The organism is Leptotrichia hongkongensis, from assembly GCF_007990635.1.
Taxonomy (GTDB): Bacteria; Fusobacteriota; Fusobacteriia; order Fusobacteriales; family Leptotrichiaceae; genus Leptotrichia; species Leptotrichia hongkongensis.
In genome coordinates, this window is the sequence record NZ_AP019846.1 from 1,543,614 (window position 1) to 1,566,112 (window position 22,499).

The window sequence follows — 22,499 nt, forward strand, 5'->3', positions numbered from 1 at the left end:
CACCTTAAATTTACATAACTTTTAATAGTTTCGTTTTAAATGGATTTGAGTATATTTTAGAGTTACCTTGCTATACAAACTGATTTTATTATCTCCTCTATTCTCTCTTCCCAGCTTTCAGAATACTTTATATCATTTGTAATCATTATTGTCGTTAATCCTTGTACCAACGCCCACATTGCTATAATTTTATCTTGCATAGCCTGATTTGGCACTCCCATTTTTTCAAGTATTTTTATCGCCTCAATTTTTAATATGCTAAAAGCTTTTTCATTATTATTTTCTATTTTTGAAAACTTTGAGAATAAATCTATTTTCATATTTTTTCTTGAAATCATAAAATGATAGTATCTATGATTCTCACAAAAAAACATAACGTACGTTTTTCCTAATTTTACCAACAAATCCTCTTGATTTTCATATTTTTTCCTCGTTCTATCAAGTTTCTCCGCCAATATTCCCCATATATAATCACTCATTGCGTAAAGCAAATCACTTTTTTTCTTAAAATATGTATACGGTGCCGCATTACTTACTCCGCACATTTTAGCTACTTTTCTTAAAGATAATTTTTCTTCTCCTTCTTCATTTATCACCTCTATCCCTTTTTCAATCAATTCTTCTCGTAAATTTCCATGATGGTAACTTTTTTTAGTTTTTTCCATATTTAAATTCCCCTAACTTTCATTATCTTATCACTGTAAAGATTATACATCCAAATCTTACCACTGTCAAGTTTATTTTAAAATTTTATTACTACTTTTTTGTTGTGAGATAATACATATGTGACAAGAATATACAAAAAAAGAAAGGTTTCTGATATAATGTAAATCTACCAAACCACATTAAGGAGAAACCTTTCATATGAGTAGTATATCAGAAATATACCGTGTTCGTCAACGGGCAATTGAGTATGCAATAAAACATAATAATAATTCAAAGGCAGCAGTGAAGTATAAGACATCACGTCAGCAGATAAAACGTTGGAGAGACAGATACGACGGAACAGTCCAGTCTCTTCTGCCAAAAAGCAGAAGACCTAAAAGCCACCCAAACCAGCACACGCAAGAAGAAATAGAGCTGGTTATGAAAAAGTACAGGAAATTTGGCTATGAAGGGCTGGCAGAAGTCTATGTTAAAGCAAGAAAGGAAGGCTACAGCCGTACATACGATTCAATGTGCAAGATAATAAGGAAAATGAAGGGCAATGCCAAAGAAAAGCCTAAAAAGCAGCATAAAAGAAAAAGAAAGTTGAACAGGCGAAGTACCTGGGAAAGAGTGCAGATAGACATAAAATATGTTCCAGAAGAATGCATACAGTTTGGAACACGTGACCAGAAGTATTATCAAATAACAGCATTAGATGAATATACAAGAAAAAGAGTGTTAAGGATAGCAGATGAAAAAAGCACCTATCAGACTGCAAAGTTTCTAGAGAACTTGGAAAGGGAGCTGGGATTTGACATAAAGAAAGTTCAGACAGATAATGGGAAAGAGTTCACAAATTCTGAAAGTGATAAGAAAACACTGTTTGAGCTGAAACTGGAGGAGAAGGGGATAGAGTACGTGACAACCCGTCCATATTCGCCATGGGAGAATGGAAAAGTGGAAAGAAGCCACAGGCTTGACAGCAAGTACTATGCAGACAAGAAATTTAAAAGCAAGGAAGAACTGTTAAGGGCAATAAGGAAATACAATACAAGATACAACAACATATCAAGAAAAGTACTGGGCTTTAAGAGTCCAAATGAAGTATTAAAAGAGTACAAGGAAAATCAGTAGGTTAAAGATACATTAGGAAAGAAATATTTTTTTAATATATTTTTGTAACAAATGTTTGACATCTATACAATTTTAAAATTTTATTACTACTTTTTAACTGGGTTTAGTATAAATAAATATTTTTATAAAATTTATTGGATAAAAAATTGCTTTAAAAATTCAAATTATATACAATATAGAAAAAAATAACCGCTGTCTTTTACAACAACGATTACTTTTAATTTCTATTTTTAAAAATATCAATCCTTTTTAATTAAATAATCACTATCTTAATATAGAAAATATGAAAAATTCATACGGCTTCTTTACTTTATACTCTTTTGTAATATTTAAAACATCTTCTTTCTTTTTATAGTAAATACCTCCATCTAATGATAAATTTAATGACAAACTCTTAGAAGAATCTATCAAAAAATATTCATCTTCACATTTTGAGTAATCATACTCTCCAGGCTTATATAATGTTATTCCACCTGAAATAACCCTACCATAATAGTATTTACCTTTTTTACCTATTTCTATTATTTTACATCCGTCTTCCCATTCTAAAAAGTATTCTCTTTTTTTAAAATTAAAATCAAATCTATCCCAGTAAAATTCTTTAGGTACATAAAAATTATTTATTACAAATAATTTAAAAGACAACACTATTATAATTATCAAGATTATTGGCATAATTTTTTTTAACATTTCTATTACTCCTATCTTCTTTGAGATAATTTTCTTTTTACTTCATTTTCTATTTCTTTTAGTGATTTTAAAGTTTTATTAATCTTGATTTCTTTTTTTCGTGTTTCCATTCCAAAAGGGTTTCCACCTTCCAATTCTTTTCGCGGATTGCTTTGTGAACCTAAAGCTAAAATATTTTTCACATCATCAAAAGTATCTCTATACTGAATAAGTACTGTTATATTTACATTATATCCTCCATTAATTTTTTTTATTTTTTCATATGAAGAAGTAAATAAACTAGTATTCCCCAGTGCTGTAAATTCGGTCTTAGATAAAGTAAAGTCTACTATTTTATGTTCTTTTAGCCTATCTTTATATCCCAGTTCACTGGTATTTTTACCTTTAATAGAATCCGTCCATCTATTTACAATTTTATTCATTAAACTTGCAATAGCTTTATCATTAAATAATCTATACTTTCATCTGGCATATAATCATCTATAATGAGTTTTTGTTTATTCCAATTTCTTGAACTATAAAAAATATCATCTACTGTTTTCGTCATTGGTACTAAATATTGATTTCGTATTTTACTGTGTATTCTGCTGTTATTATACCACATTTCTTTATAATTGTATATTTCTGCTTTATGTTTCTAGATTTTCAAACCTTTACTGCAAGATAAGGTTTTGCGACAATAAGCAATCCTATCAAAGTAAAAAAGAAAAATATAGTAATATGAAAAAATATTTATCAATCAAAATATCTAAAAAATTATTCCCATTTTTAAACGGAGTTTAATATAAAAATTCTTATAAAATAAAAAGAGAGCGTCAAAATGCACCCTCTTTCATTATTTTCTAACAATAATCAGTTTATAATAAAACTTAATTTTACAATAAGTTTTATTTCTTTACTTTTTTCGCCTCATCTTTTTTCTTTAAATCTTTATCTGTTTCTTTATCTTCCTCCTGTTTTACTCCCCACGCTTCAGGCTTAGGCACACAAATTGGACGTCCTTCTGGCAGCATATCCCATATTTTTTTTAATATTCCCATTAGAAATACACCTCTTTTATGTTTGCTTTCAAATTTTGTTCGTATTCTTTAATTTTTTTGTTAAAATTCTATCAGGTTTAGTTAACGTAGCTTTTAAACAATCTAATTATAAATCAATTATTTAAACATCTTAGTTCAATATTTATATTTATTCATATCTTAGGATTTCTAAAATTATTTTTTTCTAAATAATGAGCAAATTTCCATAATTAACATTTCCACTCCTGTTTCCATTTCTATTTTACCAGTCTTTATATCCTTTTCTATTTCCCAGCATCTAAAAACTAATTTTTTTAAACTGGCATTTGTGTAGTTTTGCTCCAGTTCTATTTTTTTGAAAATTACATAGGAATTTGGGATTCTATTATTGGATTTAAAAATTTCTTTTATTTCTTCAAATTCTATTTTAAAAGTGTTGTAATTTTTACTGAATTTTCGGCCTTTCATTTTTAACGAGCTTATTTTGTACATTATTTCGAGTTCATTGTAAAGAGAATACAAGATTCCCATATATTCTTTTTTTTGCTCCAAGTATCTCATTACATCCGCTGGGTTGTTTAACAATATGTTTCGGGTCATTTCATAAATTTGATAATCTTTTTCAATAGATACAATATTTTTATCATTTTTTCAATATCAAACTTTTCTCCATCCAGAAAAATCTTAATTTTTGCAACTTCATTTCTGACCTTAAACGGATTGCTCCCTATCATTTCAAGAAGCATTGCCACATCCCTTGCATTTATATCCAGTTCATTTACAACATAAGCCCGTATTTCCTCTTCTGTTTCCTTCTGAAATAAAAAAACTTCCATTTGCTTATTTTTACTAAATTCATCCAGCAGCTTTTTTAATTTTACTCCAAATTTTCCATCTTCCTTGTCATAATCAATAATAATTTCCTTATTTACTATCTCAAGATTTGCTATGTATTTCAAAATTTCCTCAATATTTTTGAGCTTTTCCGATCTTTTTAGTACAACCAGTTCCTGACTTGAAAATATGGAATTAATATTTATTTTTTCCAAAAATTTTTCATTTTCCTTCAAATCCACATCAAAAAAACTTTCACTAATTCCAACATTTTCTTTCCGAATTTTCTCCAAAAGTTCAAAATATTTAAATTCTCTTTGCTTTTTTCCTCCAATAAAATAAATCATTTATTTCCTCACGTCTATAATTATTTTTTATTTCTTGAGAAAATTATATCAAATTTTTTGTATAATTTGAACTTTAAAACAAAAAACAAATAAAATTTGTAAAAATTATATTCTATATTTTTCTCTTATTTGATTTTTATATGTTTCAGCCTGAGTTCCATACACTACTTGAATTCCTTTTCCAGAACGAATTACACCTTTTGCCTGCAATTCTTTCCATCTCGCATCATCAGCAACTATAGAAGCATCTTTTACAGTAACTCTAAGTCTTGTAATGCAGGCATCTATATTTTCTATATTTTCTGCTCCACCTAATGAAACTACTATATTGTCTATAAGTTCTGTATTTTCTTTAGCTTCGTTATAATCTTTTCTTGTATAAAGTTTATTTTCAGAATCTCCTCTACCTGGTGTAAGAATGTTAAATTTCAAAATTAATGTTTTGAACACAAAATAATATACAAGTGCATATACAGGGCCTAATATTAGTATCCAGTAATATGAAGTCTTTGCATTTCCTTGTAAAAGTCCAAAGAAAGTGAAATCTATAATTCCTCTTGAGAATGTAATTCCTACTGCCACATTAAGCACATACATCAGCATATAGGCAAGTCCTTCAAGCACTGCATGAATTACGTATAATACAGGTGCTACAAATAAGAAAGTAAATTCTATCGGTTCAGTTATTCCTGTAAGGAATGATGTCAATGCGGCTGATAGCAATATTCCTTTTATAGCCGCTTTATTCTTGTCATCTGCAGTTCTGTACATTGCAAGAGCTGCTGCAGGTAATCCAAACATCATAGGTAAAAATCCACCTGTCATTGTTTTTGTCGCCGCTGCACTAAAATGTTTTACTGACGGATCTGCAAGCTGTGCAAAGAATATATTTTGCCCTCCTGCTACCATCTGTCCTCCCACTTCCTGATAACCTCCAAGCTGAGTATACCAGAACAGAGGATATATCGCATGGTGCAATCCAAATACATTTAACAATCTCATTGTAAATCCATAGAAGAATGTTCCTATAGCCCCTGTAGCTGCAAACATTTCTCCAGCTTTCACAATTCCCATAAAGATTGTAGGCCAAACAAACGGAAATATTGCTGCCAAAGGAATAAATAAAATAATTGTCATAACAGGCACAAATCTATTTCCGCTGAAAAATGCCAAATAATCAGGTAATTTTTTATCTGAAAACTTGTTTGTAATTGCCGAAGCCACAATACCGCACACGATACCACCAAACACACCCGTCTGTAATGTAAATATTCCAAGTTCCTTCGCATACAATGCCGCTGTTCCTCTTGCCGCAGCTTCACTCAAACCTTTTCCAATAAGAGCATCATAAGTTACTGAATCAGGAGTTATCCCTTTAAAACTCAAAATTGTCCCTATTATAGTGTGAAAAAGCAAAAATCCCAAAACTGCTGATAACGCTGCTGTTTCTTTATTTTTATTTGCAAGCCCTATAGCTACACCAACTGCAAACAGTAAAGGTAAATTTGCAAAAACAAACAATCCTACGTTAGAAAACAACTGCATAAGATAATTTAAGGGCGTTCCTGGTTCAAGAAAAGTTAAATTATATGTTTTTATAAGAATAGGATTCGTAAAAGAACCTCCCACCCCTAAAAGTATTCCCGCCATTGGCAATACTGCGATAGGTAACATAAAAGCCCTACCTATTTTCTGTAATACTGCAAAAATTCCATTATTTTTCATAGCATATACCATATATTGAAACCATTTAAAATATTATATTTCCTCCTCTCTTTGTTATTTTCTAAAACAGTTTCAATAATTTCCTTTCTATAATATTTATTTTTAATTACTAATTTTTATTTCTCCATTTCCCTAACAAATCTTTGAGCAATCTCAAGAGGTCTTGTTATAGCTCCTCCGACAACTACTGCAAATGCACCCAATTCCAGCATTTTTTTTGCCTGCTTCGGCTCGTGTATTTTTCCTTCTGCTATTATTGGAATATGAAGTGTTTTAGCAAGATTTTCTACTAATTCAAAATCAGGCCCTTCTGATTTTTTACTGTAGGAAGTATATCCACTAAGTGTTGTTCCTACAAAATCTACACCAGCTTTCTCAGCATTCACACCTTCTTCAAATGTTGAAATATCTGCCATTAATAGCACATCAGGATATTTTTCCCTAATTTTTTTTATAAATTCATTTATTGTTTTTGCTTCAGGACGTTCTCTCATTGTACAGTCTAATGCAATTATATCGGCTTTAGCTTTCACTAAATCATCTATTTCCTTCATCGTTACAGTTATATGCTGAGGAAATCCTTCATATTGCTTTTTGATTAATCCTATAACAGGTAAATCTAAGTTTTTTTTGATTTCTTCAATATCTCTTATTCCATTTGTTCTTATTCCCGCAGCTCCAGCCTGTTCTGCCGCAATAGCCATAAGATGCATTATAGTCCCATTTTCTATATAAAGAGGTTCTCCAGGCAATGCCTGACATGAAACAATCAATTTCCCTTTTAATTTTTCCAATAATTTTTCTTTACTCATAATTACACCTTCTTTTACCCTTCAATTAATATTTCTTATATTCCTATGTTACCCTATTTTTTCAATTTGTCAATAGAAAAACTTTTTAATTTTTTATTATAAAAAAAATTTTTTTTTAATCTTTTTCAAATTATATTTGAACTCTTTTATCTATCAAAATAATACGATTTCCTGTTTAAATAATGAAATTATTACAAACTTTTCTAATAAAGGGTATATTTAAAATAATTAAAATATAATTTTCATTTTTCAATCAGATTCTAGTATAAATAACCCGTTGGAGCATTTTTCTGTGCTGACAAAACTGTCTGAGTATAGCGAGTTTTTTGTCAGTGCAGAAAAATGTCGTAAACTAGCCATAGGTTATTGCGTAACAATCTTGCCAAATATTTTGATTATCAGGATAAACCTCTACTGCAAGATAAGGTTTTGCGGCAATGAGCAATCCTACGAGAATAAAAAGAAAAAACATAATAGTATGAAAAAATATTTATTAATCAAAATATATAAAAATAATTTACTTGAATAACTATAAATTAACCTATTATAAAAATTTTAAATCAAATTTAGTATAAAGCTATTTTTTTCAAGATTATATTATTACAATCTATGTAATTTAAAAATTTTCAAAAAAAAGACTGAACATCTCGTTCAGTCCCATATATCCTATTTTTGTTCCACATCTTTATCTTTTTTAGCAAGTTCCGAAAATGCTGTAACCATTCCAGCCAGATTTTGTAATTCGCTTGGAATAATGATTTTTGTTGATTTTCCGTCTGCCACTTTTTCAAATGTTTCCATTCCTTTTAATGACAATACCTCTTTTGTTGGTGCAGCTTCGTTTAACAGTTTCAATGCTTCTGCTTGTGCTTTTTGAATTGATAAGATTGCTTCTGCACGCCCTTCTGCTTCTTTTATCTGCTGTTCTTTTTTAGCTTCTGCTCTTAAAATTGCAGCCTGTTTTTCTCCTTCCGCAACCAAGATTGCCGCTTCCCTTTTTGCTTGTGCTTCCAGAATGTTTGCCCTTTTTTCACGTTCCGCCTTCATTTCCTTTTCCATTGCTACACGAATGTCAGCTGGTGGCAAGATGCTTTTCAATTCCACACGGTTTACTTTTATTCCCCAAGGATCTGTGGCATCATCCAGTTCTTGACGCATTTTTGTGTTAATAATATCTCTTGAAGTCAATGTCTGATCAACTGTCATATCTCCAATAATATTTCTCAAAGTTGTCGCTGTCAAATTTTCAATTGCTGAAAGTGGACGCTCTACTCCATAAGTATACAGCTTTGGATCAGTTATCTGAAAATAAACAACTGTATCAATTTGCATTGTGGCGTTATCCTTTGTAATAACAGGCTGAGGCGGAAAATCCACAACTTGTTCTTTTAAAGAAACGCTTCTTGCAACTCTGTCAAAAAATGGATTCAGAAAACTAAGTCCTGAATTTAAAGATCTATCGTATTTTCCCAATTTTTCAATTATAAGTACACGTGATTCCGGTACAATCTTTATTGATTTAAAAATGTAAATTAACGCTATTACAATAAGAATAACTATTAATGGTAAAGTCCAGTACATAATAATATTACCTCCTATTTTTATTTAAAAAATTATTACTTTCTTTCAAGAATTATCTTGTTGCCTTTAAAACCTTTAATTTTAACAATTTCTCCATTTGACAATATTTCCTCGCTTACTCCTGTCCAAATGGATCCTTTAAATTTTACTTCATATTCCTTTTCAGCTTGTTTAGTATCGACTACTTTTTCAATTTTTACATCAGTCCCTTTCATGCTCGCATCAAAATTTGTCTTTCTTTGCGATTCAATGTATTTTCTCAAGACTGGACGTGTAAATATTAGGAAAATTACCGAAAGTACAGCGAATATTAAAAACTGTATTAGCGAATCTTCTATAAAATTTGCAAGAAACATTACAATTAAAGCTGAAAGTGCAAACCAAATTGTTACAAGCCCTGGAATAATTATTTCCAGAATTGCTGTTATTCCTGACAAAATTGCCCAAAATAATGCTCCCATTTTTCTCTCTCCTTTTTTTCTGATAAATACTTCAGCTACAAAATCTTAAAGTCCTGAAACACCTACTCCAACATGAATCGAATTTGTCCCTTTTCCAGTACTGCTGCAAGCCGCAAGCGTGAACAAAATCATAATCAAAATAATTAGTTTTTTCATTTTATCTCACCTCTTAAAAAATTTTTCCCATTTAGTTGGCTTAAAATCTAGAAATAAACTCCAACTCCACCATGCAATCCACCTGGTCCAACACCTACATTGGCTGATAAGCACGAACTTAAAACTAAAGCCAATAAGACCAATATCAAAAGCTTTCTCATATTTCCTCCATTTTAAATTTATTTTACTTAATATATTTTACAATATAATCTTAATTTTTCAATTTTTTATTTCTTAAAATTGTCTAATAAATTAAATTTTATATTATTTATACAAATTCATTGATTCCTTAAACTTGGCAATTTTGTTTTCAAGCTCTTCTTTTATTCTTCTTTCTTTTTCTACAGCTTCAGGTTTTGCTTTCGCAACAAAATTTTCATTAGACAATTTTTTCAATACTTTATCCAGTTCAACTTGAGTTTTTTCAATGTTTTTTTCCAATTTTTCAATTTCCTTGTCTAAGTCAATTAACTCTGCTAATGGAACAAAAATCTCAGTTGTATCAACCAATCTAAATCCTACAAGTTTTGGAATTTCCACATTAAATTCATATTTTTCAACATTTGCCAGTTTATCCAGTATTTTGGCATTATTTTGTAAAATATTTCTTGCATTTTCATCAGCTGTCTTGAAAATAACCTCAATTTTCTTAGATGGTGAAACATTTGCTTCTCCACGGATATTTCTAATTGCCGAAATAATTTCCTTCAGATAGTCAAATTCTTTTTCAGCCTCAATATTTATAAACTCTTTTTCCTCTTCTGGAAAATCTGATAACATAATTGTTTCTTCGCCAGTTTGTAATTTTTGCCAAATTTCCTCAGTAATAAACGGCATAAATGGATGCAGCATTTTCAGCCCTTTATCAAGAACATGTCTTAATACCCACTGTGCCACAACTTTATCACTACCCTCCTGTCCATAAACACGTGTTTTGGCAATTTCCACATACCAGTCACAAAAATCTCCACGGAAAAATTCGTATGCCAATTTTGCAGCAGCGTCCAGTTCATATTTTTCCATATTTTCATTAATCAATTTTGAAGCAGTCTGCAATTTGGATAAAATCCATTTATCTTCAAGTTTAAATTCAGAATTATCCACAGTTGTTGAAACATGAAAATCTTCCAGATTCGACAATACAAATCTTGACGCATTCCACACTTTATTTGCAAAAGCTGAACCCATTTCAAGAAGTTTTTCTGAAAAATGAATGTCCTGTCCTTGTGAAGTATTGTATAAAAAGCTGAATCTTATTGCATCTGCACCGTATTTTGCTATCAAGTCAAGGGGATCAGGCGAATTTCCTAGAGATTTACTCATTTTTCTACCTTTTTCATCCCGTATAATTCCATGCAGGTAAACATAATTAAATGGTATTTCATCTTTTATATAAAGACTCATCATTACCATTCTTGCTACCCAGAAAAATAAAATATCTGCTCCTGTAACAAGTGCATTTGTAGGAAAGAATTTTTTCAGATCTTCAGTTTCATTTGGCCAGCCCAATGTTGAAAATGGCCATAATGCTGATGAAAACCAAGTATCAAGCACATCAGTTTCTTCCGTCAAGTTCACATCTTTTCCAAATTTTTCACGTGCCTGAATTTTTGCCTCTTCCAGACTTTTTGCCACAAAAACTGTTCCGTCTTCTGAATAATAGGCAGGTATTCTGTGTCCCCACCAGATTTGACGTGAAATTGTCCAGTCCCTTATGTTTTCCAGCCAGTTGTAATAAACTTTTTCCCATCTTTTTGGCGTAATTTGAATTTTTCCATTTTTTACAACTTCCAATGCTCTTTTTGCAAGCGGCTCCATTTTTACAAACCATTGCGTAGAAACTCTTGGCTCGATAATCGAATTACATCTATAGCAATGCCCCACAGCATTCTTATGATCTTTTACTCCGACTAGCAGTCCCTGCTCTTCCAAATCAGCAAGTATAGCCTTTCTAGCAGCAAATCTTTCTAGCCCTTGATATTTCCCACCATTTTCATTTACATGCGCATCTTCTGTAAAAATATTTAAAAATGCAAGTCCAGTTCTTTTTGCCACTTCAAAGTCGTTAGGATCGTGTGACGGAGTCATCTTAACTACCCCAGTCCCAAATTCCATATCCACATATTCATCTGCCACAATTGGAATTTCTCTGTTCATAAGAGGCAAAATTACAGTTTTTCCAATCAGATGCTTGTATCTTTCATCATTTGGATTTACTGCAACCCCTGTATCTCCAAGCATTGTTTCAGGACGAGTCGTAGCAATTATAAATTCCTCATCGCTATCTTTAACTGGGTATCTGATTTCCCAGATTTTTCCATTTTTATCCTCGTGATTTACCTCATCATCAGCAAGTGCTGTCTTGTCGTGCGGACACCAGTTTACAATGTATTCTCCACGATAAATGAGCCCATCGTTGTAAAGTTTGATAAATACTTCCTTTACAGCTTCTGAAAGCCCTTCATCCATAGTAAATCTCTCTCTTGTCCAGTCCAGTGAAACTCCCAGTTTTCTAAGCTGTTTCGTAATCAGCCCGCCATGTTTTTCCTTCCATTCCCAAGTTCTTCTCAAAAACTCATCATACCCAATTTCCTCTTTAGAAGTTCCTTCATCAGCCAGCATTCTCTCAACTTTATTTTGCGTAGCAATTCCAGCATGATCCATCCCTGGAATCCAAAGTGTATCAAATCCGCTCATTCTCTTATATCTAATAATTGCATCCTGTATTGAATTATTAAGCATATGACCCATATGTAAAATCCCTGTAACATTTGGTGGTGGAATAGCAATTGAATATCCTGGTTTTTCTGCATTATGCTGTGCATTAAAATATCCTTTTTCTTCCCATATTTTATACCATTTATCTTCTATCTCATTTGGTGAATAAACTTTATTCAGTTCATTTGGCATTATTCTTCCTCCTATTTTAATTTCATATAATCAACTCACTTAAAAACTAGAGCAAAAATATATAAAAACAATGAATTAGCTAATAACTATAGCCCAATCCTCCACTCTCATTTTAAACTAGAATTGCTATATTTTTTTATTTTACAGATTAATTAAATTATATTGTATATTTTATCACAAAGCTGATTTTTTTTCTACTTTTATAAAGAAATTATCAAAAAAAGCTCATAAAAATGATTGATTATCATTCAAATGAACTTTACAATAAATTTTTAAAATTAAATTGTCTAAAATGCCGTAATTGTTGCAAGTAGCCCAAAGACTACCCCTGGAAAGTTTGCTGCTGATAAAGGATAATCTTTTTTTTCCTTTAAAAGCCCATAACTTGTCCATATCGTACAGTTAACTGCTGCTGCTAAAGGCTGTAAGAAAAATGTTTTGTTCCCATGTAGGTTTCCTACTATTTGTGGAACATAAGATACATACATTATTACAGAAAGTAATGTTCCAATCCATCCTAAAATTTTTAAGTTTTTTTCGCTCACTTTGTTCTCCAATCTTTTAAATTTCAATAAAATTAACAAGTTTTAATAATAAAAGTATATCACAAAGCCTTTTGAAAAAACAATAAAAAATCAAATTAAATTTCCCTTGACATTACAATAAAAATTCGATATAATATTTTTGTAAATTTTGCCGCTTTAGCTCATCTGGTAGAGCAACTGACTTGTAATCAGTAGGTGGTTGGTTCGAGTCCGACAAGCGGCACCACTTTATAAAAATCACTCATATTATAATTTTAGAACTATTTTATTTTAATAAAATAGTTTTTTTATTTTTGAAAATATCAACTTTAACTTTTGGTATTAAATCATAAAATATTTTATAACTCAAAAAGAACAGTAATCATAAAAATTTATAATATACTCGAACCTATTTAAAATTGAACTGATAGAAATTATATAATTTAAGGTTTGAGTAAAATAGTCATAATTTTTGAGTTCTATTTTTAACTAGTTTTACTATAATATTTCTTTAAATTCATTTGATATTTATTCATTTATAAATCTTGATTCTTTATATTCCAAATCATTTAAAATGATTTCAATTCTTCTATTATTATATCTTCCTTCTACAGTTTCATTTGTATCCATAGGTTCTTCCCCACCTTTTCCTATAATTTTCACAATGGAAAATCTTTTATCTAATCCATATTCCCGCAATAATTTAGCTGCATTTACTGCCCTTTCCAAAGATAATTTTCGATTATGTTTTTTTGAACCAGTTGAATCTGTATACCCTATAATTTCAAGAGAACCTTTTTCTATATGGGTATTAAGCATATTTGCAATGTATTTCAAATCATAACTTTCAGATTCATTCATTTTTTCTCCATCCACCTTAAATCCACGAACTACACATTTTCCATATGTCAAATCACAAGGTGGAAAACCGCAAATTATCTGAGTTAACATCGGAGGTTCTGGAATATAATTAGTATTTTCCGTATTAATTTTTTCTTCTTTTTTTCTAATTTCCTCTGCCTGCACACTCATACCTATTACTATCATCAAAAGTATAATTAATTTTTTCATAATCTTTTTTCCTTTAAAATTCTAATTTTGCTTATTTTCTTGAGTTTCAAATTCTACATTATTCAAAAGAATTTCAACCCTTCGGTTATTGTATCTGCCTTCAACTCTGTCATCTGTATCTACAGGCGAATTTTCTCCTTCACCTTTTATTTTTCCAAAGGAAAATCTTTTATCCAGTCCAAATTCTCTCATTAATCTTGCAAAGTTTTTTGCCCTTGTTTCTGATAATTTTAAATTATGTTTTTGTGAACCTGTAGAATCTGTATGTCCTATAATATCAATTGTTCCAGATTTGCCATATTTATTCAATATATCAACAATCTCCCTAATACTAGAAGCTTCTGATTCATTCAGAATATTTCCATCTACCTTGAATCCTCTTATAACACATTTTTTCTCACTTACAGAACAAGGCCCTCCTAAATGTGCCATTGCATTTATTCCAACTGCCATTACTAAAAATATAACTGCTTTTTTCATTATTATCACTCCTTAACACTTTTTTCACTAGAATTATACCATATTTTTGTAAAAAAAAAGAAAAATCTGATAAAATCAAATCTTTCTTTCATAAATTAATTTTAATTATTATTTTTTAGTTTTTTTGGCTAATAATTTGTTGTGTTCCTTTATTACTTCATTGAAGTTTGCAAGTACATTTTCTGGTGTCCCTTCCTCAGTCTGTGCAAAGAAACTGTCACTTACAGACGAATGTGAAGCTTTTTCCTTTTTCTCTATTCTTTGGATAAATACATTTACAGATTGCTTAAATTTATTTGCTTTCTGAATAAATTCACTATGATCTCCAGGATTATATCCTTCTTTTTCAAGCTGTTTTGTATTTTTTATAGATTTTTCAAATTTTATGAAGGCTTTATCCATTTTTTCTTCTAATTTTTTGAATTTTTTTGCATTCCCTTTTGCAGTAAAGTCGCTTGCATCAAGTCCTTGCTTATGTATTTCCTTTATAATCTGGTCGCCTTCCTCAATGAACATAAATTGATTATACGTAATATACTGCTTTCTCTTATCGTAATCTTTTATCATCAGCTTTTTAATTTCATCTGATTTTTTTTCAAATACTTCTTTATAACTTTTTGTAACTTGATTATATTTATCCAAAGTTGCAAGTAATTGCGTATGTAAATCTTGCGCTTTCGCATAATTATCTTGTAAATATTGCTTATTTTTATAATATGTTCTCATTTCATCGGTAATCGGCAACATTTTTTCAAGTACTGGAAGCATAGCTATCGCTTTTTTATCCAATTCATCTTTTTTTTCTTTACTTTCAGATAATTCTTTTAATTTATCAATAAAGTTTTTATCAATTGCAATATCAGCTGTAATTTCTTCATTTTGAATATTTTTAAACTTCTTATCCTCTTCCAGCATCTTCAACAAATACAATAGTCCCTTGTCAATATTAAGAATTCTATTGTAAAAACGTATATGCTTGTTATATTTATCTTTATTCTTCTCTAATACAGCCTGCTCCTTAGAAACTCCACTTAATGATTTTTTCTCTATTTTCCCCGTTCTTGTTGATAAAAATACTATAACCAGCATTATTATTAGTATTATCCCAATTTTTTTCATATAATATTTTCAATCCTCCTCTATTTTACTGTAAAAATAATTTTTAAACTTCTTTGAATTTTATTTAAAATTTATTTTATCTCTTTAGTATAATTATAATAATTTTTATAAATAATGTCAAATAAAAATAATATATTTTTTACAAAAAAATCAAATAAAATTTTTTTTACATATTCAAAAAAATATTATATAATATAATAAAATTTATTGACAGAAAGAAGGGAAAAAAATGAAAAAATTATTAGTTATTATTTCAATGTTTATGGTATTCTTAATAGGATACGGAAAAGATAAGGTTCTTGATGTGAATATGGAAGTTGGAGCTAAAATTCCTAGTTTTGAATTAAGAGATTTTAATGGAAAGTATACAAAAAGTAATAAAATATTCAATAATAAAAAACCTACATTATTAGTTTTTGCAGCAGAATGGTGTCCTTATTGTCGTATGGAATTGCCAGATGTCCAAAAATTTTATGATGAAAACAAGGATAACATAAATGTATTAGTTGTATTCACAAGAAGAAAAACTAACTTATCATCAACTAAAAAATATGTAGAGGAAAATAAATTTACTTTCCCAGTTTATTTTGACGCTGATGATTCGATAATGAAAGGCTTCAAAATAAATAGTATTCCATACAACATAAAAATTGAAAATTCAACAATTGAAAATCTTTTAGGCGGAACAATGAAGTATGATAATATAAAATCAGCATTTTATCTTAAATAAAACAAGAAGGATTTAGAGCTTTTACACTTTAAATCCTTTTTTTACCAAAAATATAAAAAATCAAAACAAATGACTTTTAGTAAATAAACATTGAATCTCCAAAACTATAAAATCTATACTTTTCTTCAACTGCCTTCTTATACGCATCAAAAACAAATTCTTTTCCACCAAATGCTGAAATTAACATAATTAATGTAGATTTTGGCAAATGAAAATTTGTAATTATTGCATCTACAATTTTAAATTTATAATCTCCATAAATAAAGATATTTGTATCTCCCTCGGAAGCTATTAATTCTCCATTCTCATCAACAGAAGATTCCAATGTTCTTACCGATGTTGTTCCTACTGCAATCACACGATTCCCATTTTTTTTCGCCTCATTGATAATTTTGGCGGTTTCTTCGGGTATTCGATATTTTTCACTGTGCATTTTATGATCTAGCACATTTTCCACCTGTACTGGACGAAATGTCCCAAGTCCCACATCTAGAAATACTTCTGTAATAATAACTCCCTTTTTACGAATTTTTTCCAAAAGTTCATTTGTAAAATGAAGTCCTGCAGTTGGAGCAGCTACTGATTCACCTTCCTTAGCGTAGACAGTTTGATATCTATTTTTGTCCTCCAGTTTTTCCATAATATATGGCGGAAGCGGCATTTCTCCCAATTTGTCCAAAATTTCCTCGAATCTGCCTTCAAAATCAAATTTTATAACTCTATTCCCATCTTCTTTAATTTCTAAAAGTTCCGCCTCCAAAACTCCTTCCAAAAATATGAGCTTTTGTCCAATTTTTAACTTTTTAGCAGGCTTTAGCAAAACTTCCCATGTATACATATCATATCTTTTTAAAAGAAAGCATTCTAAGACAACTCCATTTTCCTTATGTCCAAACAATCTTGCTGGAATAACTTTCGTACGATTAATTACAAGAACATCATCTTTTTTCAAATAATCTATAATATTATAAAATTTTTTATGTTCCAATGTTTTTTCTTTTTTATTTAACACTAATAATTTTGAATGGTCTCTAGGATTTACAGCATGCTGTGCTATCAGTTCCTCAGGCAGTTCAAAATCAAAATCTGAAATTTTCATTTGATTTATTTCTCCTATTTCTATATTTTTATTATTTTAAAGGAAACAGGGAATTTAATAATTCCCTGCCATAATCATTATTCAGTTAATATGCTCTTCCAATTTCAAAAGTTTTGTATGTATCTACTCTATTATACCATCCTTGTAGCCATCTTCTCTCATTTCTCGGAGCATTTCTTACACGTCTTGCTAATACATCTTTGGCAGAATTACTAAATTCTACTAATGCACTTTGTCCTACTGCTGTTCCTTTCATGTTTTCAAGTACTTGTCTTAATCCCCAAGCTATATTATTGTATGAAGAAACACCTTTTAATCCTTCACCCTTAAAGTTTACGTAGTCAATTAATGCATAAAGTCCATTAGGAGTATTTACCATTCTTTCAAATTGATTTCTTAAATTTTCTTTGTTTGAAGATGCTTCAAGCATTTTATCAAGTGAACCTTTTAATCTTTCATAAATAAACATTACCTGAATATCTCTTGTGTTATCAAAAAATGCTATCAATTCCTGAATATCCTTATCACCATTAGCTTTTTTAGCCATTAATTCTGACTTACTGTTCCAAGGTGAGTATCTAAATTCAGAAAGTAATTTTGGCAATTGAATTCCTTGTTGTTTATAATAAGCAATCATATCAGGTAAACTATCTCCAAACCCACTTCTTCCACCACTTGCTTTAAACCAAGTAAAATGTCCTATACCAAGTGAAGGGAAATTCTCTCCGTCATTCCAGTCTACTAGATTATTTCTAACTCCACCTGTTTCATTTTGAAAAATTCTTTCAGCTACAGCCAGTAATTGCTCTTTTGATAATTTCATATCTGGAGTTCCTTGCTGAGTTTTTCTATTTGCTGTGTAAGTATTTACATTTGGACGCTCATAGCTTCCGCTATCACGCATATTTCTCAAACTTGTATTTACATTTAAGTCAATACTTTTATTGTTGTACTGATTTTTAATTAACTTTTCCAGCTGAGAATTATTTGTTTTCGATGATGCAACTAATTTTGGCTCAGATTTTGGCATATTTACATTTTCGACACTTTCTGATGACGAAACTGCTTCTTTGATATTCTCACTTCCAAATGATATTATTGAATATGTTAATCCTAACAATAACGCTCCTGTCTTTTTAAAAATTCTCCTATCGCTAACCATTGATTCATCTCCATTCCTTTTTATTAGATAATTTTTAATTTTCAAAATAAAATATTTAAAAATCTAAAATTATTTAATATTTTTTGTTAATTTTCAATTTTATTTATAATTTTCTGTCCTACGACAACTCTATCTAATCCAGCTAAATCTTTTATAACTTCAATATTTTTAAAACCTGAGCTTGTCATAATTTCAGCAACATTTTTTCCCTGTTTATAGCCAATTTCAAACAATAAATAACCAAAATCAGCTAAATAATCAGATGCCTTCTGACAAATCTCATAATAAAAATATAATCCGTCATTTTCTGCAAAAAGTGCTTCACTCGGCTCGTGTAATAAAGCGTCATCTGACATAATACCTATTTCATTAAGGGAAATATATGGTGGATTTGACACTATCATATCAAACTGATTAAATTCAATATTTTCAAATAAATCTGATTTTAAAAATTTTATATTTGAAACTTTTAAAAGTTCTTTGTTTTTTTCAGCAGTATTAAGTGCTTTTTCAGAAATATCCACACCTAGTACATAAGAATTTTCTACTTCTAATGCAGCAGTTATTCCTATTATACCACTTCCAACGCCAATATCAAGTATTTTAGGATGAATTTTTGAATTTTGATTTTTTGTAATATCATTTTTCAAAATATCAATCATTTTTTCAACTAAAACTTCTGTATCCTGACGTGGAATTAAAACTCCCTTGTCAACGTAAAATTTTCTTCCATAAAATTCCTGTTCATTTAGCAAATACTGAACTGGAAATTTTTCACGCCCAATTTTTTGAATAAAATATCTGATTTTTTCGATTTTTTCATTTTCAATTTCATCTCTATACTTTGTAAAAAGCATCATTCTATCAATATTTAAAACATGTGAAAATATAATTTCCGCAATTAGCTTACTTTCATCAATATTATTTTTTTCAAGATATGAAATGCTTTTATCAAGTAGTAATTTTAATTGCTTTTCAGATTTTTCATTTTTTTCAAAATCATTATTGTCAGATAGTTTTTTATCATTATTTGTTATATCGTTTAGTTTTTCTCTAATTTTTTTTAAGTCATCTTCTGATAACATACGCTCAAATTCAGCATAGAGCATAATTCTTTCCATTCCCATTACTTCTGAAATGATACTTTCTGCTGTCAATCTGGCATTTTTTATACCTTTTTTTTCTAAATAATTAACCGATTTATTCAATATATCCAGTAAATTATTCATTTCCACTTCCAACTTCTTTTAACAATTCAGCCTGTTCATAAGCAATTAAGGCATCTATCATTTCGTCTAAATCTCCATCTAGAACACCATCTAGCCTATGAAGTGTCAACTTAATTCTATGATCAGTAACTCTTCCTTGAGGAAAATTATATGTTCTGATTTTTTCTGATCTATCTCCACTTCCAACTTGTGAACGTCTTTCATTTTCAACTGCACTTCTTTGTTTTTCATATTCCATTTCATACAACTTAGAAGCCAGTACTTTCATTGCAGCCTCTCTATTTTTTATTTGCGAACGTCCATCTTGTGAAGTTACTACAAGTCCAGTTGGCAAGTGAGTTATTCTTACAGCAGAATCTGTAGTATTTACGTGCTGTCCTCCAGCTCCACTTGATCTGTATGTATCAATTTTCAAATCACTTGGATTAATTTCAACTTCACTTACATCGTCTATTTCAGGCAGTACTGCAACTGTAATTGTAGATGTGTGAACTCTTCCTGAAGATTCAGTAGCTGGAACTCTTTGTACACGATGAACTCCACTTTCAAATTTTAATCTTGAATACGCTCCATTTCCTTTGATTAAGAATGTTACTTCCTTCAATCCACCAACACCAATTTCACTTTTATCAATGATTTCAGTTTTCCAACGGTTTCTTTCTGCATATCTTGTAAACATTCTGAAAATATCGGCTGCAAACAATGCTGCTTCATCTCCACCCGCTCCAGCACGGATTTCCATGATAACATTTTTATCATCATTAGGATCTTTTGGAAGTAAAAGAATTTTTAATTCTTCTTCAAGATGGGGAATTTCTTCTTCAATTGAATGAATTTCCTCAAGCATCATTTCTTTCATTTCTGAATCTTTTTCAGATTTCAAGTCTTCTTTTAGGCTTTCCATTTCCTCTTTACGATTTTTGTAATATGTATATTTTTGAACAACTTCATCAATGCTGTTTAAAGCCTTATTATACTCCATAATTTTCTTTGGGTCTGAAACAACTTCAGGATCCATAAGCATTTCTGTAAGTTCTTTATGCTTTAAGACAACATCGTCTAATTTTTGAAACATAATTTATTTTTCAACTCCTAAATTTTCCTATTTTTTATATTATATTTGAACTTTTTAAAAATCAGATTTGATAAAACTGATTGAAATCTAAAATCCATATAACTAATTATAATTATAGGTTTTAGACCCAAATTTAAAGCGGTATTTTTATAAAATTACTTTATTATAATAATATTTACCAACAGTTATTATAACACATTTTTTAACTTTTTTCAATTTTTAATTATATAAAATTCCAAATTTCATCATTACAAACAATATAATAAACGAAACTGAAAAACCAAGCAATCCTCCAGCCAGTACTTCTCTAATACTGTGAATTCCAGACTTAACCCTGCTCTGTGCAACTAATGCAGCCATAAAGAAGCCTAATATCAATATTCTTACATCTGAAGTCATAAATAAAAGTATTCCAAATGCTGAAAAAGCTATTGCACTATGTCCACTTGGCATTCCACCTTCAAGTGGTGTTCCCTTTTGAAAAAACGATTTAAGAACAATCACAAGGATTGCAACTAGAATTAATATTAAAATCGAGATATTCCCTTTTCTTCCTGCAATAACATGCAATTTATTTGTGCCATCAAAAATATCCAGTAATTTATCATAAAATAGCAGATAACCTACACAGAGTGCATTAATCGCAGCAATTAAAACCGCTCCAGCTGCAACATCCTTAGCTAATTTTGCAAGAGGATGCCGTTCAGGAGAAATTAAATCCACAAGTGCCTCAACCGCTGTATTTATAAGTTCTGTAATTATTACAAATGACACTGACAGTGAAATTATAAGGATTTCTACCTTGCTTGCATTTATAAGAATTGCTAAAATTACAATAACAATTGCAGCAAGTATATGTACTTTCATATGTTTTTCATTCTGCAATGCCGAAATCATACCATCAATTGCAAAATTAAAACTGTCCACAAGCCTTTTATCTCTTGCCCTCTCTTTTTTTATATCCCAATTGTATCTGTCTTTTTTATGAAATAGCCCAAAAATTGATTTTTTCTCTTTTTTATTTTTTTCTCCCAAAATCTTCACTCCTTTCTAATTTCAATAAATTTTAATTTAAGCATTAATTTTTTTATTTTTGCAATATTGTTTATTGCCATAAATAAAAACTATGTTGACTTATTAAAATTAAAAAATAATATTTTAACTATTTAGAAATACTGATTTTTTATTCTTTATTTAAATTAGATTTTGTATAAAATTATCATCTATTATAGTTAAATTTGCTCAAAATTTCTTCTTCTCTTCTTCTCATAACAACTTTATCTTCTTCTTCAATATGATCATATCCCAGTAAATGCAGCATTCCATGACATAATACATAATAAAATTCCCGCTCATCAGAATGTCCATATTCGCTAGACTGCTCTTTTACACGCTCAATTGAGATTACAATGTCACCTAACATATTTACTGCTCCAAAGTTTTCAGTTTCATTATAGGCAAAGGAAATTACATCAGTTGGAGTATCTTTTTGGCGATACTCACGGTTTATTTTCTGAATTTTATCATTTGTTGTAATTAGTAATGAAAGATAGTATTCGTTTTTGTCAAATTCTTCTTTATATTCATTTTTTAGAATATAGCTCACAAATTCATTTATTTTAGGCTCATCAAAAAAATTGTCAATTTTTTCAATATCATAAGTTATATCTACTTCTACCATAATTTTCTCCAT

The 22,499-nt window shown here is 29.7% G+C and carries 25 protein-coding genes and 1 tRNA gene; 4 read left to right on the plus strand and 22 right to left on the minus strand.

What is annotated here, in order from left to right:
• Positions 1 to 62: 62 nt before the first annotated feature.
• Complete coding sequence (locus FVE75_RS07230; protein WP_147005881.1) at positions 63 to 665, minus strand: TetR/AcrR family transcriptional regulator; 603 nt, start codon at positions 663 to 665, stop codon at positions 63 to 65.
• A 199-nt stretch (positions 666 to 864) separates the two neighbouring features.
• On the opposite strand from FVE75_RS07230, the gene FVE75_RS07235 reads away from it, so the two are divergent.
• Positions 865 to 1,782 (plus strand): DDE-type integrase/transposase/recombinase, encoded by a 918-nt coding sequence (locus FVE75_RS07235; RefSeq protein WP_147005882.1) that lies wholly within the window; start codon positions 865 to 867, stop codon positions 1,780 to 1,782.
• Positions 1,783 to 2,046: 264 nt separating this feature from the next.
• On the opposite strand, the gene FVE75_RS07240 is transcribed toward FVE75_RS07235, so the two are convergent.
• From FVE75_RS07240 to FVE75_RS07265, 7 genes are all read right to left on the minus strand, one after another.
• Positions 2,047 to 2,472 carry a hypothetical protein gene (locus FVE75_RS07240; RefSeq protein ID WP_147005883.1) on the minus strand — a complete coding sequence of 142 codons (426 nt, stop codon included), beginning with the start codon at positions 2,470 to 2,472 and terminating at the stop codon, positions 2,047 to 2,049.
• Between the two features lie 11 nt (positions 2,473 to 2,483).
• Entirely contained in the window at positions 2,484 to 2,894 is a 411-nt protein-coding gene (locus tag FVE75_RS07245) for a hypothetical protein (RefSeq protein ID WP_147005884.1), read from the minus strand.
• 465 nt (positions 2,895 to 3,359) lie between these two features.
• Positions 3,360 to 3,512, minus strand: coding sequence for a hypothetical protein (locus tag FVE75_RS10950; protein WP_172618796.1), 153 nt, complete (start codon positions 3,510 to 3,512; stop codon positions 3,360 to 3,362).
• A 174-nt stretch (positions 3,513 to 3,686) separates the two neighbouring features.
• On the minus strand, positions 3,687 to 4,091 hold the full coding sequence (locus FVE75_RS11505) for a DNA polymerase III subunit delta (RefSeq protein ID WP_232052493.1): 405 nt from the start codon (positions 4,089 to 4,091) through the stop codon (positions 3,687 to 3,689).
• On the minus strand, positions 4,088 to 4,672 hold the full coding sequence (locus FVE75_RS11510) for a DNA polymerase III subunit delta (protein ID WP_232052494.1): 585 nt from the start codon (positions 4,670 to 4,672) through the stop codon (positions 4,088 to 4,090). The genes FVE75_RS11505 and FVE75_RS11510 overlap by 4 nt, the downstream gene beginning before the upstream one ends.
• Before the next feature lie 105 nt (positions 4,673 to 4,777).
• Positions 4,778 to 6,397: a PTS transporter subunit EIIC gene (locus FVE75_RS07260; protein WP_172618797.1), complete on the minus strand. Its 1,620-nt coding sequence runs from the start codon at positions 6,395 to 6,397 to the stop codon at positions 4,778 to 4,780.
• Between the two features lie 116 nt (positions 6,398 to 6,513).
• Positions 6,514 to 7,209, minus strand: coding sequence for an N-acetylmannosamine-6-phosphate 2-epimerase (locus FVE75_RS07265; protein ID WP_147005887.1), 696 nt, complete (start codon positions 7,207 to 7,209; stop codon positions 6,514 to 6,516).
• A gap of 292 nt (positions 7,210 to 7,501) precedes the next feature.
• Between FVE75_RS07265 and FVE75_RS11515 the strand changes: the two genes are divergently transcribed.
• On the plus strand, positions 7,502 to 7,738 hold the full coding sequence (locus FVE75_RS11515) for a hypothetical protein (protein WP_147005888.1): 237 nt from the start codon (positions 7,502 to 7,504) through the stop codon (positions 7,736 to 7,738).
• Positions 7,739 to 7,875: 137 nt separating this feature from the next.
• Here FVE75_RS11515 and FVE75_RS07275 read toward each other — a convergent pair whose 3' ends face one another.
• The 5 genes from FVE75_RS07275 to FVE75_RS07290 all read right to left on the minus strand — a co-directional run bounded on the left by FVE75_RS07275 (position 7,876) and on the right by FVE75_RS07290 (position 12,862).
• The gene (locus tag FVE75_RS07275) at positions 7,876 to 8,790 is read right to left on the minus strand and encodes an SPFH domain-containing protein (protein WP_021743309.1); all 915 of its coding nucleotides are present in this window, start codon (positions 8,788 to 8,790) and stop codon (positions 7,876 to 7,878) included.
• Positions 8,791 to 8,825: 35 nt separating this feature from the next.
• The gene (locus FVE75_RS07280; RefSeq protein WP_147005889.1) at positions 8,826 to 9,251 is read right to left on the minus strand and encodes an NfeD family protein; all 426 of its coding nucleotides are present in this window, start codon (positions 9,249 to 9,251) and stop codon (positions 8,826 to 8,828) included.
• 45 nt (positions 9,252 to 9,296) lie between these two features.
• On the minus strand, positions 9,297 to 9,407 hold the full coding sequence (locus FVE75_RS10955; RefSeq protein WP_172618798.1) for a lipoprotein: 111 nt from the start codon (positions 9,405 to 9,407) through the stop codon (positions 9,297 to 9,299).
• Between the two features lie 264 nt (positions 9,408 to 9,671).
• Positions 9,672 to 12,317: a valine--tRNA ligase gene (locus FVE75_RS07285; protein WP_147005890.1), complete on the minus strand. Its 2,646-nt coding sequence runs from the start codon at positions 12,315 to 12,317 to the stop codon at positions 9,672 to 9,674.
• 287 nt (positions 12,318 to 12,604) lie between these two features.
• A complete protein-coding gene (locus FVE75_RS07290; RefSeq protein WP_147005891.1) occupies positions 12,605 to 12,862 on the minus strand; it encodes a SemiSWEET family transporter in 258 nt (85 codons plus the stop codon).
• Between the two features lie 150 nt (positions 12,863 to 13,012).
• Between FVE75_RS07290 and FVE75_RS07295 the strand changes: the two genes are divergently transcribed.
• Positions 13,013 to 13,088 (plus strand) — tRNA-Thr (locus tag FVE75_RS07295).
• A gap of 281 nt (positions 13,089 to 13,369) precedes the next feature.
• Here the strand turns inward: FVE75_RS07295 and FVE75_RS07300 are convergent.
• The 3 genes from FVE75_RS07300 to FVE75_RS07310 all read right to left on the minus strand — a co-directional run bounded on the left by FVE75_RS07300 (position 13,370) and on the right by FVE75_RS07310 (position 15,511).
• Positions 13,370 to 13,912 (minus strand): OmpA family protein, encoded by a 543-nt coding sequence (locus FVE75_RS07300; protein WP_147005892.1) that lies wholly within the window; start codon positions 13,910 to 13,912, stop codon positions 13,370 to 13,372.
• Between the two features lie 21 nt (positions 13,913 to 13,933).
• A complete protein-coding gene (locus FVE75_RS07305) occupies positions 13,934 to 14,392 on the minus strand; it encodes an OmpA family protein (RefSeq protein ID WP_147005893.1) in 459 nt (152 codons plus the stop codon).
• A 108-nt stretch (positions 14,393 to 14,500) separates the two neighbouring features.
• Positions 14,501 to 15,511 (minus strand): YiiG family protein, encoded by a 1,011-nt coding sequence (locus FVE75_RS07310; RefSeq protein WP_147005894.1) that lies wholly within the window; start codon positions 15,509 to 15,511, stop codon positions 14,501 to 14,503.
• 229 nt (positions 15,512 to 15,740) lie between these two features.
• Here FVE75_RS07310 and FVE75_RS07315 point away from each other — a divergent pair, with 229 nt between their 5' ends.
• Positions 15,741 to 16,241 (plus strand): TlpA family protein disulfide reductase, encoded by a 501-nt coding sequence (locus FVE75_RS07315; protein WP_147005895.1) that lies wholly within the window; start codon positions 15,741 to 15,743, stop codon positions 16,239 to 16,241.
• 76 nt (positions 16,242 to 16,317) lie between these two features.
• On the opposite strand, the gene queA is transcribed toward FVE75_RS07315, so the two are convergent.
• From queA to ybeY, 6 genes are all read right to left on the minus strand, one after another.
• The gene (gene queA, locus FVE75_RS07320) at positions 16,318 to 17,340 is read right to left on the minus strand and encodes a tRNA preQ1(34) S-adenosylmethionine ribosyltransferase-isomerase QueA (RefSeq protein ID WP_147005896.1); all 1,023 of its coding nucleotides are present in this window, start codon (positions 17,338 to 17,340) and stop codon (positions 16,318 to 16,320) included.
• A gap of 85 nt (positions 17,341 to 17,425) precedes the next feature.
• Positions 17,426 to 18,502: a hypothetical protein gene (locus tag FVE75_RS07325; RefSeq protein ID WP_147005897.1), complete on the minus strand. Its 1,077-nt coding sequence runs from the start codon at positions 18,500 to 18,502 to the stop codon at positions 17,426 to 17,428.
• A gap of 86 nt (positions 18,503 to 18,588) precedes the next feature.
• On the minus strand, positions 18,589 to 19,731 hold the full coding sequence (gene prmC / locus FVE75_RS07330) for a peptide chain release factor N(5)-glutamine methyltransferase (protein WP_147005898.1): 1,143 nt from the start codon (positions 19,729 to 19,731) through the stop codon (positions 18,589 to 18,591).
• A complete protein-coding gene (gene prfA, locus FVE75_RS07335) occupies positions 19,724 to 20,806 on the minus strand; it encodes a peptide chain release factor 1 (protein WP_021743320.1) in 1,083 nt (360 codons plus the stop codon). Before prfA ends, prmC begins: the two co-directional genes overlap by 8 nt.
• A gap of 219 nt (positions 20,807 to 21,025) precedes the next feature.
• Entirely contained in the window at positions 21,026 to 21,841 is an 816-nt protein-coding gene (locus FVE75_RS07340; protein WP_021743321.1) for a diacylglycerol kinase, read from the minus strand.
• Positions 21,842 to 22,025: 184 nt separating this feature from the next.
• A complete protein-coding gene (gene ybeY / locus FVE75_RS07345) occupies positions 22,026 to 22,487 on the minus strand; it encodes an rRNA maturation RNase YbeY (RefSeq protein ID WP_408610427.1) in 462 nt (153 codons plus the stop codon).
• Positions 22,488 to 22,499: the final 12 nt, after the last annotated feature.

Coding starts and splice junctions, on each gene's coding strand:
- FVE75_RS07230 (WP_147005881.1), bottom strand. CDS start 665: ATGGAAAAAACTAAAAAAAGTTACCATCATGGAAATTTACGAGAAGAA.
- FVE75_RS07235 (WP_147005882.1), top strand. CDS start 865: ATGAGTAGTATATCAGAAATATACCGTGTTCGTCAACGGGCAATTGAG.
- FVE75_RS07240 (WP_147005883.1), bottom strand. CDS start 2,472: ATGTTAAAAAAAATTATGCCAATAATCTTGATAATTATAATAGTGTTG.
- FVE75_RS07245 (WP_147005884.1), bottom strand. CDS start 2,894: ATGAATAAAATTGTAAATAGATGGACGGATTCTATTAAAGGTAAAAAT.
- FVE75_RS10950 (WP_172618796.1), bottom strand. CDS start 3,512: ATGGGAATATTAAAAAAAATATGGGATATGCTGCCAGAAGGACGTCCA.
- FVE75_RS11505 (WP_232052493.1), bottom strand. CDS start 4,091: ATGACCCGAAACATATTGTTAAACAACCCAGCGGATGTAATGAGATAC.
- FVE75_RS11510 (WP_232052494.1), bottom strand. CDS start 4,672: ATGATTTATTTTATTGGAGGAAAAAAGCAAAGAGAATTTAAATATTTT.
- FVE75_RS07260 (WP_172618797.1), bottom strand. CDS start 6,397: ATGAAAAATAATGGAATTTTTGCAGTATTACAGAAAATAGGTAGGGCT.
- FVE75_RS07265 (WP_147005887.1), bottom strand. CDS start 7,209: ATGAGTAAAGAAAAATTATTGGAAAAATTAAAAGGGAAATTGATTGTT.
- FVE75_RS07275 (WP_021743309.1), bottom strand. CDS start 8,790: ATGTACTGGACTTTACCATTAATAGTTATTCTTATTGTAATAGCGTTA.
- FVE75_RS07280 (WP_147005889.1), bottom strand. CDS start 9,251: ATGGGAGCATTATTTTGGGCAATTTTGTCAGGAATAACAGCAATTCTG.
- FVE75_RS10955 (WP_172618798.1), bottom strand. CDS start 9,407: ATGAAAAAACTAATTATTTTGATTATGATTTTGTTCACGCTTGCGGCT.
- FVE75_RS07285 (WP_147005890.1), bottom strand. CDS start 12,317: ATGCCAAATGAACTGAATAAAGTTTATTCACCAAATGAGATAGAAGAT.
- FVE75_RS07300 (WP_147005892.1), bottom strand. CDS start 13,912: ATGAAAAAATTAATTATACTTTTGATGATAGTAATAGGTATGAGTGTG.
- FVE75_RS07305 (WP_147005893.1), bottom strand. CDS start 14,392: ATGAAAAAAGCAGTTATATTTTTAGTAATGGCAGTTGGAATAAATGCA.
- FVE75_RS07310 (WP_147005894.1), bottom strand. CDS start 15,511: ATGAAAAAAATTGGGATAATACTAATAATAATGCTGGTTATAGTATTT.
- FVE75_RS07315 (WP_147005895.1), top strand. CDS start 15,741: ATGAAAAAATTATTAGTTATTATTTCAATGTTTATGGTATTCTTAATA.
- queA (WP_147005896.1), bottom strand. CDS start 17,340: ATGAAAATTTCAGATTTTGATTTTGAACTGCCTGAGGAACTGATAGCA.
- FVE75_RS07325 (WP_147005897.1), bottom strand. CDS start 18,502: ATGGTTAGCGATAGGAGAATTTTTAAAAAGACAGGAGCGTTATTGTTA.
- prmC (WP_147005898.1), bottom strand. CDS start 19,731: ATGAATAATTTACTGGATATATTGAATAAATCGGTTAATTATTTAGAA.
- prfA (WP_021743320.1), bottom strand. CDS start 20,806: ATGTTTCAAAAATTAGACGATGTTGTCTTAAAGCATAAAGAACTTACA.
- ybeY (WP_408610427.1), bottom strand. CDS start 22,487: ATGGTAGAAGTAGATATAACTTATGATATTGAAAAAATTGACAATTTT.